Annotated in this window: 9 protein-coding genes and 1 pseudogene; 3 read left to right on the top strand and 7 right to left on the bottom strand. The window is 69.8% G+C overall.

Annotated features, from left to right (window positions below):
* The 6 genes and pseudogenes from D7W79_RS36690 to D7W79_RS44625 form a co-directional block, all read right to left on the bottom strand.
* Positions 1–798, bottom strand: a pseudogene (locus tag D7W79_RS36690) (type 2 lanthipeptide synthetase LanM family protein); the annotation flags it as partial.
* A 3-nt stretch (positions 799–801) separates the two neighbouring features.
* The gene (locus D7W79_RS36685) at positions 802–1,935 is read right to left on the bottom strand and encodes a hypothetical protein (protein WP_147442234.1); all 1,134 of its coding nucleotides are present in this window, start codon (positions 1,933–1,935) and stop codon (positions 802–804) included.
* A gap of 70 nt (positions 1,936–2,005) precedes the next feature.
* A complete protein-coding gene (locus D7W79_RS36680; protein WP_120529931.1) occupies positions 2,006–2,203 on the bottom strand; it encodes a mersacidin/lichenicidin family type 2 lantibiotic in 198 nt (65 codons plus the stop codon).
* 140 nt (positions 2,204–2,343) lie between these two features.
* A complete protein-coding gene (locus tag D7W79_RS36675) occupies positions 2,344–4,545 on the bottom strand; it encodes a peptidase domain-containing ABC transporter (RefSeq protein WP_208729938.1) in 2,202 nt (733 codons plus the stop codon).
* A 44-nt stretch (positions 4,546–4,589) separates the two neighbouring features.
* The gene (locus D7W79_RS36670) at positions 4,590–4,790 is read right to left on the bottom strand and encodes a hypothetical protein (protein WP_208729937.1); all 201 of its coding nucleotides are present in this window, start codon (positions 4,788–4,790) and stop codon (positions 4,590–4,592) included.
* Positions 4,791–4,967: 177 nt separating this feature from the next.
* Positions 4,968–5,141 carry a hypothetical protein gene (locus D7W79_RS44625; RefSeq protein WP_208729936.1) on the bottom strand — a complete coding sequence of 58 codons (174 nt, stop codon included), beginning with the start codon at positions 5,139–5,141 and terminating at the stop codon, positions 4,968–4,970.
* 14 nt (positions 5,142–5,155) lie between these two features.
* On the opposite strand from D7W79_RS44625, the gene D7W79_RS45455 reads away from it, so the two are divergent.
* The 3 genes from D7W79_RS45455 to D7W79_RS45445 all read left to right on the top strand — a co-directional run bounded on the left by D7W79_RS45455 (position 5,156) and on the right by D7W79_RS45445 (position 5,908).
* A complete protein-coding gene (locus D7W79_RS45455) occupies positions 5,156–5,458 on the top strand; it encodes an MlaD family protein (protein WP_244222170.1) in 303 nt (100 codons plus the stop codon).
* A 94-nt stretch (positions 5,459–5,552) separates the two neighbouring features.
* Positions 5,553–5,732, top strand: a complete 180-nt coding sequence (locus tag D7W79_RS45450; RefSeq protein ID WP_244222169.1) for a hypothetical protein — start codon at positions 5,553–5,555, stop codon at positions 5,730–5,732.
* The gene (locus D7W79_RS45445; protein WP_244222168.1) at positions 5,720–5,908 is read left to right on the top strand and encodes a hypothetical protein; all 189 of its coding nucleotides are present in this window, start codon (positions 5,720–5,722) and stop codon (positions 5,906–5,908) included. Before D7W79_RS45450 ends, D7W79_RS45445 begins: the two co-directional genes overlap by 13 nt.
* 68 nt (positions 5,909–5,976) lie before the next feature.
* Here D7W79_RS45445 and D7W79_RS44620 read toward each other — a convergent pair whose 3' ends face one another.
* The gene (locus tag D7W79_RS44620; protein WP_208729935.1) at positions 5,977–6,219 is read right to left on the bottom strand and encodes a nuclear transport factor 2 family protein; all 243 of its coding nucleotides are present in this window, start codon (positions 6,217–6,219) and stop codon (positions 5,977–5,979) included.
* Positions 6,220–6,658: the final 439 nt, after the last annotated feature.

Here is a 6,658-nt window from a genome sequence, read left to right as displayed (position 1 = left end):
CTCCAGCGCCTCCACCCCTCCCATCGCCCCCTCGGGGCTGAACGCACGGCGCAGCGCCTCCTGGTCCTCGCACAGCCGCCGCAGCAGCTCCAGGTGCGCCTCCTCCCAGCCGCTCACGGTGAGCGTGAGCTGGCGCGCCAGCACCGGGTACTCGCGCAGCAGCGCCTCCGCCACTTCCCGCTGGCACAGGCGCTGCACGAAGCTGCGGTAGCGCTCCTCGCCCGTCTCGCCCTCAAGGTGCCCCTGCAGGCGCGCCACGTTGAGTTCCAGCAGCAGCGTGCGGCTCAGCACCCCCTGCAGGCGGCCCGGGAGACTCGCGGCGCACAGCGCCACCATCCGCTCCGGCTCGAACGGCGCGCCGCTGGGCTCCCGCGCCAGCCGCTCCGCCTCCGCGAGCAGCCGGGCCCGCGCCTGGGCCATGAGGGGCCCGGCCAGCGCGGCGAAGCCCGCCAGGGACTGCCCCTGGGCGCTGTCCTCCAGCACGGTGGGTGGCGGGAGGTCCGGGCCCGCCAGCGCCTCCCGCACCCGCCCCCCCCACGGGGGGAGGATGGGATGGCGCGCGGCCAGGGCCTCCAGGGGCTCGCCCAGCAGCCGCAGCAGCTCTGCCTCCCGCACGTCCTCCGCTTCCAGCCGCCGCGCGAAGCTGCCCTTGCCCCGGAAGGACTTCTGCTCCAGCCAGCGCCGCAGCCGCCGCTCCGCCCGCTCGGCATCCACCGCCGCATCCCCGGCATGGGCTCGCACTGCGGCCACGCGCTCGGCCAGGGTGAGCGCTCTCCACCACGCCAGGTCAGCGGACATGCATCACCTTCTGACGGCCTTCCGCAGCCGTCCCAGGTCTCCGAAGGAGAACTTCTTCTTCGCCGCGTCTCGGACCACCCAGGCCTGCAGGAAACCCAGGTACGCCTTGGCCTCCGGGGGCTGGCCCGGCGTGTGGACGAGCTTGATGTGGCTGATGCGGCGCACGAAGGTCGCCACTGCCTCTGGGTCGAGCGTGCGTCCCAACGCGAGCAGCGCCTCCGGGAAGAGTTCCGGGTGGGCGCGGGAGTGGGTGTGCCCGAGCCAGTCCAGCAGCGCATCGCGCTTGGCCGGCAGACACAGCCCCCGCTCCACCAGCCGCTCCAGCAGCAGCGTCCAGCGTTCCGTCTCGGCCTCCATGCCCTCCGCCATCTGGCACTCGACGCCCACCCGGGGCAGCACGGACGCGCTCACGTCGATGCACAGGGCCAGGCGCTCGGAGCGGTCACTCACCTGGGCGATGAGGGCCGCGAGCACGGCGGGCTCTCCGGGCCAGCCCACGCGCGCCAGGTAATCCGGAATCGCCTCTGGCCGCAGCCCGCGGAAGCACAGCCGCACGCCGTCAAAGCGCCGCGAGAACATGGCCCCCACCGCGAACACCCGGGCGCCGTCGGGGAGCGCCTCCGCGCACGCCCTCACCCGCGCGAGCACCGTGGGGGACATGGGCTCGCCCCACAGCAGCGCCAGCGCCTCCTCCATCGTCTCCAGGCGGCGGCGGGCCGGCTTTTCGAAGTCGAGGAAGAAGGAGGGGACGGGCACCTCCGGCAGCGGCCCGGCGACGTCGAACTCGAAGAAGATGTCCTCAATCTCCTCGTTCAGCAGCGTGCCCGGCGTGTCCCACTGCTGCGCGAAACGGCGCATCCGCTGGTAGACGGGGTGGGCGCGCAGCACCTCGGGAAACTGGAAGCCCGCGTCCTCCCGCCCGGCCAGCACCGCCCGGCTGCCGTCGCCCGGCAGGAAGCGCACCCCGAAGTCGGCCAGGGGCGCGGTGTCTCCAAGGCGGCACTCGAAGCCGGAGGCGCACACCGCGGGCATCATGCGCGCCAGCTGCTCCAGGTGCTCCAACGTCTCGGGAGAGATGAGGCGGAATGACAGGTGGGGCCTGGCGAGCCGGAGGTAGTCCATCAGGGAGGGGCCCACGAGACCTCCTCATAACAGAACAGGCGGGAGAACCCGGGGTCCGCCCGCCCGCTCGTGACTGCACGTCCAGCTAGTTGCAGCTGTCCCAGCCACACGAGCTGACTTCGACGTCTTCGGCGACGCCACCGGAGATGAGGTCATCGAGGGCCTCGTCGGTCAGCTCCACCAGGCCGGCCGGGTTCTCGGGCAGCTTGGCGCGCTCCTCGGCGGTCAGGTTGAGGCGGTGCTCCGAGTTCTTCCAATACTCGATGATGTCCTTGTTCGACATGTGCGACCTCTTCACGGCGGAGATGGGACAGCGAGACAGCAACCCGCTTCCAGGCAGAGGGACCTGACATGGGAGCAGTTAGCAGGCTTAATGGAATTGCCACCCAGAGTAAAGATTCCAACAGTGGAATTTTCTGCTTTTCAGGATGCCGTCCGACGGGGCTGGTCCTGGCCGGGCCGCTCCCCGTCCCCGCCAACGAGCGAGGCATAGAGGCCGCCGCGCGCCAGCAGCACGTCATGGGTCCCCTGCTCGACGATGCGGCCAGCGTCCATGACGAGGATGAGGTCCGCATTGCGGATGGTGCTCAGCCGGTGGGCGATGACGAGGCGCGTGCAGGCGAGCCCGCTGAGGTGAGCGTCCACCCGGGCCTCGGTGGCGGTGTCCAGGTGGCTGGTGGCCTCGTCCAGCAGGAGCAGCGCGGGCTTGTGCACAAGGGCCCGCGCGAGCGAGAGGCGCTGGCGCTGCCCGCCGGAGAGCCCTCCGCCGCCCTCGCCCAGCCACGTCTCGTAGCGCATGGGCATGCGCTGGATGTCCTCGTCGATGACGGCCAGACGCGAGGCCTCCACGACCTGCTCCAGCGGCAGTGTGGGGTCATTGAGGGCGATGTTCTGGCGGATGGAGGCCGCGAAGAGGAAGGGCTCCTGGAGCACCACGCCAACCTGGCGGCGCAGCCAGTCGCGGCTGATGCGCTCCAGCGGGACGCCGTCGAAGAGGATTTCACCCTCGGACAGGGTGTAGAGGCCCAGCAACAGCATGGCCAGGGTGCTCTTGCCGGAGCCGGTGCGCCCCACGATGGCCACCTTCTGGCCCGCCTGGATGGACAGGGAGATGCCCTCCAGCACCAGTGGGCCCCGCGCGTCGTGGCGGAAGCTCACGCCCCGCAGCTCGATGCGGCCGGTGAGCGGGGGCATGGACGTCTCCGCGGGCGGCGCGGCCTCGGGCTCGGCCTCCACCAGGTCGAGGATGCGGCCCATGTGCGCGCCGGCGAGCTGCAGCTGCTGGCCAGTGGCGACAAGTGAGGCGAGCGGCGCGAGAAATGCCGCCGCGACGGCGTTGAGGGCCAGCATGGTTCCCAGGCTCATGCGGCCCTCCATCACCCACTGCGCGCCCAGCCACATCAGCGCCAGCGGTGTGAAGGCGCGCAGCGCGGAGAGCCCCGTCTGCAGGAGCGCGGACAGGTGGCTGCGCCGCAGCGTCACGGTCAGGTCCTTGAGGAACAGGTTGGACCAGTGCTCGAAAGAGAGCGCCTCGGCGCCGGAGGCCTTGATGGTGGCGATGCCCTTGAGGACCTGGACGATGAAGCTCTGCGCTTCGGCGTGGGCGGCCAGGTGGCGCTGCATCAGCAGGTGCAGGGGATGCGCGGTGGCCACCAGCATGGCCGCCTGCACCAGCCCCGCGCCCAGGGCGACGAAGCCGAAGGTGGGCGCGGAGACGAACAGCACGCCCAGGTAGACGAGCACCAGCCCGCCATCGAGCACGATGGAGAGTGTCTGCTGGGTGAGCAGCTCCCGGAGGATGGCGCTGCTGCCCAGACGCGTGAGCAAATCCCCACTGGTGCGCTGCTGGAAGAAGCGCAGTGGCAGGCGCAGCAGGTGCTCGAAGAGCCCGAGCATCACCTGCGAGTCGAAGCGGCCCTGGAGGGAGAGGAGCAGCGTGGAGCGCAGGTAGCCCATCACCAACTGCGAGAGGACGACGAGCCCCAGACCCGCGCCCAACAGGGGCATGAGGCCCGTCAAGTGGCCGGGCAGCACCCGGTCCACCAGCACCTTGGTGAGCACGGGGAAGGCCAGGCCGAGCACCTGCAGGAGCACGGAGGCGGCGAGCACCTGCAGGAGCAGGCCGCGCACGCCGGGCGCGCGCAGCAGGTAGCGCAGCAGCTCGCGTCCGGAGGAGCGCAGCGAGCCCCGCCGCTCGAAGTGCAGGCCCGGCTCGAAGGTGAGCGCGATGCCCGTGAAGCTCTTGCTGAACTCCTGGAGCGACATGGTCTGCCGCCCTGAGGCCGGGTCGACGATGTCCACCCCGCGGGGCGAGAAGCGCTCCACCACCACATAGTGGTTGAAACCCCAGTGGACGATGGCCGGCAGGCGCAGCTCCGCGAAGCGAGGCACCTCCACGGAGAAGGCCCGGGCCTGCATGCCGTACTCGCGCGCGACGCTGACAATCGTACGGGCCTTGACGCCGTCGCGGCCCGCGCCGAAGTGGTCGCGCAGCCTGGCAATCTCCGTCCTGCGGCCATGGTATGCGAGCACCATGGAAAGGCAGACGGCGCCGCACTCGGTGCCGGTCGTCTGGAGCATCACCGGCACGCGCCGACGCGCCAGGAGTCCGGTGAACCGGGCCAAGGCGCGCTTCAGTCTGCCGGGAGCCGCGTCCATGCGTCACACCTTCAAGAGCGGGAGAGAAACAGCCCACGCAGGGCGAAGACGACGCCCGCCGTACCCGCCATCAGCACCAGCGCGAGGAGCCACAGGAGCCCGGCATACCCGCCGGTGATGAACCGAGGCAGAGCCACCTCATGCTGTCGCTTGCGGTAGTGCTCGAGCGCCTCCGCTCGGAAGAGCAGGCGTGCGGCGGGTGGAGCTGACACCGGGGAAGGCTGGTCCCGACTGGCGGAGTCCGGCGAATTCTCCATGTCCTATCATACGTTCGCGCGGGCGCTCCGGTCAAAGCACGGTCTACGAGGATTCATACGAGGAGGAGTGTCACAGCCTGCGGCGGCCAGGGGCTCGGACGCGGCATGCCCCAGGCCCACCCACTTCACCGCTCACGCAGAGTAGAAGCGCGCGCGAAGGGGGGACATCGCTCGGAACTGGCCGGAGGCGACGCCGTACACGCCCGCCGCGTCTCGCACGGGCCACCCCTGCTCCTGCGCGTGCTCCAGCTGGGGCCCGATGGCCGCCCCTGCCCCGGAGCTGCGGACCCTGACGGCGCCGTTCATGGAGGGTGCGACGGATGGATGAGCAACGGCTGGAGTTGAAGGTCGGAGCGCTGGTGCTCGCGTCGGTGGTGGGCGTGCTGGTGTTGCGCTGGTTGATGGGAGAGCTGACGCTGGGCCGGGGCTCCAAGCCCGCAGTGGATTTCGCGCACACGGGCAACGGGGTGCAGGGCGCTCCGGTGAAGCTGGGAGGCGTGCAGGTGGGCAAGGTGGATGCCATCCATCCACTGCCGGAGCGCAGGAAATCCCCCTGCCCGTCCGAATGGACCTGTCCGTCGAACCCGCGGCCCGGGGTGCGCTGCGCAAGGATGCCCGGGTGACGGTGGGAACGGTGGGCCTGCTGGGAGAGCCGTATCTGGAGTTGAACCCAGGCAACGCGGAAGCCCCCTGCCGGAGTCCGAGGCCCTGCGAGGCGTGGACGCGCCGCGCCTGGACCTGCTGTCGGAGCAGCTCACCAAGTTCGTGACGCTGCTGTCGCAGATGCTGGAGAAGGACCCGGAGGCGGTGGCAAATCTGGCGGCCAATGTCTCACGTCTGGCGAAGACGATGGATGAGGTGCTGACCTGGATGACGCCTCGGCCGTGGCGGCCCTGATGCGAAAGGACCTGCCGGGCCTGACGAAGTCCGCTGGAACCACGCTGGAGGGACTTGCGGCGGTGACAGGCCCGCTGACGGCCGAGGACGGGCAGCAGGTGAAGGTGGCCCTCCAGCGGTTCACGGCAGCGGCAGGTCAGTTGGAGCAGATCGCCGCCAAGGCGGAATCAGCTTGAGGCAGGATGGAGAAGAGAAGGCGCCCGGGAGCAAGAGGCGCCCTCCCCTGGATTGGGACAGCCCGCCGCTAGAACTTGCCGTTCTGGTTCTTCCACTCGCTCTGGGGCGGCAGGGTCTCGATCGTGTCCCAGTGCTTGGCGATCATGCCGTTCTCGAAGCGGAAGATGTCGAAGCCCACCTTGGGCCCGAAGAAGTCGTAGTCGGTATGGGCGAGGACGAGGTCGCCGTCCTGGAACACTCGCGCCGTGTTCACCCGGGCCGAGTCCTTGGGGAGCGCCTGGAGGAGCTTCCCCGAAGCCAGCGCGGCCATCCTCGGCCCCCAGGTTGTGCTGGATGTACTTGTCCGGGTGGATGACGGCGACAGGCGCCCCTTCCCCGGTCTCGATGGCCTTGAGGAGTTCAACCACCTGCCGCTTGGTGTTCGGCATGGGAGTGATTTCGGTGTGTTTGGGAGAGGAGGCACAGGCGCTGAGCGAGCCCGCCGAGATGAAGGCCGTCAACATGAGGAGGGAGGTCAGGCGCTGCTTCTTGTGGGGCGGGGCATGAGCATTCCAGGGTCCCGTCGGGAAACTGCAACTTTGCTTGTTACGGTTTGAGGCAAAATAGGAGGCGGGCCCCTGCACTAGGACGTGTCCGCAAATAGTTCGAGGGGAGCCGGGTGTTAGGAGGGCATGAGCCGAGGAGAGCTGACAGACGCCCAATGGGAGCGGCTGGCAGGACTGCTGCCGCCCCAGAAACCCGCGCGAGGC

The sequence above is a fragment of the Corallococcus exercitus genome, from assembly GCF_003611585.1.
GTDB classification, from domain to species: Bacteria; Myxococcota; Myxococcia; order Myxococcales; family Myxococcaceae; genus Corallococcus; species Corallococcus exercitus.
The sequence above is the reverse complement of the archived record's forward strand: the minus strand, read 5'-3'. Positions and strand labels throughout refer to the sequence as shown.

Excerpts from the sequence above, each read along its gene's own strand:
- D7W79_RS36680 (WP_120529931.1), bottom strand. The coding sequence starts at position 2,203 with ATGTCGAACAAGGACATCATCGAGTATTGGAAGAACTCGGAGCACCGC.
- D7W79_RS44620 (WP_208729935.1), bottom strand. The coding sequence starts at position 6,219 with ATGGCCGCGCTGGCTTCGGGGAAGCTCCTCCAGGCGCTCCCCAAGGAC.
- D7W79_RS44625 (WP_208729936.1), bottom strand. The coding sequence starts at position 5,141 with ATGAACGGCGCCGTCAGGGTCCGCAGCTCCGGGGCAGGGGCGGCCATC.
- D7W79_RS45455 (WP_244222170.1), top strand. The coding sequence starts at position 5,156 with ATGGATGAGCAACGGCTGGAGTTGAAGGTCGGAGCGCTGGTGCTCGCG.